The organism is Stenotrophomonas sp. PS02300 (assembly GCF_029959395.1).
GTDB lineage: Bacteria > Pseudomonadota > Gammaproteobacteria > Xanthomonadales > Xanthomonadaceae > Stenotrophomonas > Stenotrophomonas maltophilia_AD.
The window spans coordinates 1-1147 of the sequence record NZ_JASCOP010000249.1 but is presented as its reverse complement, the minus strand read 5'-3'; the positions used below and the strand labels follow the sequence as shown (position 1 = coordinate 1147).

Here is a 1147-nt window from a genome sequence, read left to right as displayed (position 1 = left end):
GTAAACGTTGGACGGAATACGGGGGCGATGTTTTTCCGGTTTCGGATGCTTGGGCCGCGCTGCGCGCGGTTTCCGGCCAACGGCCGGGGCTACGAATTGGTACGGGCCCATTGGGATTGGGGTCAATCGATCGTGGGCTTCGGATCCTGTAAACGTTGGACGGAATACGGGGGCGATGTTTTTCCGGTTTCGGATGCTTGGGCCGCGCTGCGCGCGGTTTCCGGCCAACGGCCGGGGCTACGAATTGTTACGGGCCCATTGGGATTGGGGTCAATCGACCGTGGGCTTCGGATCCTGTAAACGTTGGACCGAACGCGGGGGCGGTGTTTTTCCGGCTTCGGATGCTTGGACCGCGCTGCGCGCGGTTTCCGGCCAACGGCCGGGGCTACGAATTGTTACGGACCCATTGGGATTGGGATCAATCAACCGTGGGCTTCGGATGCATGTGGTGTCGCCATCAACGCGGTCGCCCGGTAGCGCCGGCCGTTGGCCGGCCCACGCAATGTTGGACGATGCCTACAGCGGCCAACGACACCATGCATGTTTGTATTCACCGATGTTCGCGGTGATTCCCGCGCGTATCGGGTTGCCCACGATGTAGTGCGCGTGGCGCAACAACGCTTCGTCCGCGCGCAGCGCATGATCGAAGAATCCGGGTTGCCATACCTTTCCCTGTCTGTGTTTCAGGCGGTTCAGTGACAGCGCGCTGGAAGATTTGAAGCGCCGCGCGACGTACGCAAGTGAATGCGAGCGCAGTTCAAACATCCAGTGAATGTGGTCGGGCATGACGACCCACGCCAACGTGTGGGTGCATCGGCTCCGGTCCATCTGTCGAAACTGATTGACCACGATCTCGGCGGCTTCAGGATCATCAAACCAACGCGATTGCCCGGTGCAACGCGTCGTCATGACGTAAACCTGCCCGACAATGCTGCGGCGCCCAAGACGTAGACGATGGCTGCTCATCCTCCCACCCTCCGCGGATGGGGCGTAGTGGAGATTCAGGAGAATGCAGACATACGCGTCGGCCGTTAACGTCATGCAGTGTAGGTAGCCATGCGTGGGCCGGCCAACGGCCGGCGCTACCGGACGGGGGCCCGTTGGTTGATTGGTCCCAATCCCAATGGGCCCGTAGAAATTCGTAGCC

At 61.0% G+C, this 1147-nt stretch carries 1 protein-coding gene; it reads right to left on the bottom strand.

Features of this window, described 5'->3' with window-relative positions:
• Nucleotides 1-516 precede the first annotated feature (516 nt).
• Nucleotides 517-966, bottom strand: a complete 450-nt coding sequence (locus tag QMX79_RS20770) for a transposase (RefSeq protein WP_282248463.1) — start codon at nucleotides 964-966, stop codon at nucleotides 517-519.
• Nucleotides 967-1147: the final 181 nt, after the last annotated feature.

Bases quoted from the DNA above. Each gene is read 5' to 3' on its own strand.
- QMX79_RS20770 (WP_282248463.1), bottom strand. From the start codon at position 966: ATGAGCAGCCATCGTCTACGTCTTGGGCGCCGCAGCATTGTCGGGCAG.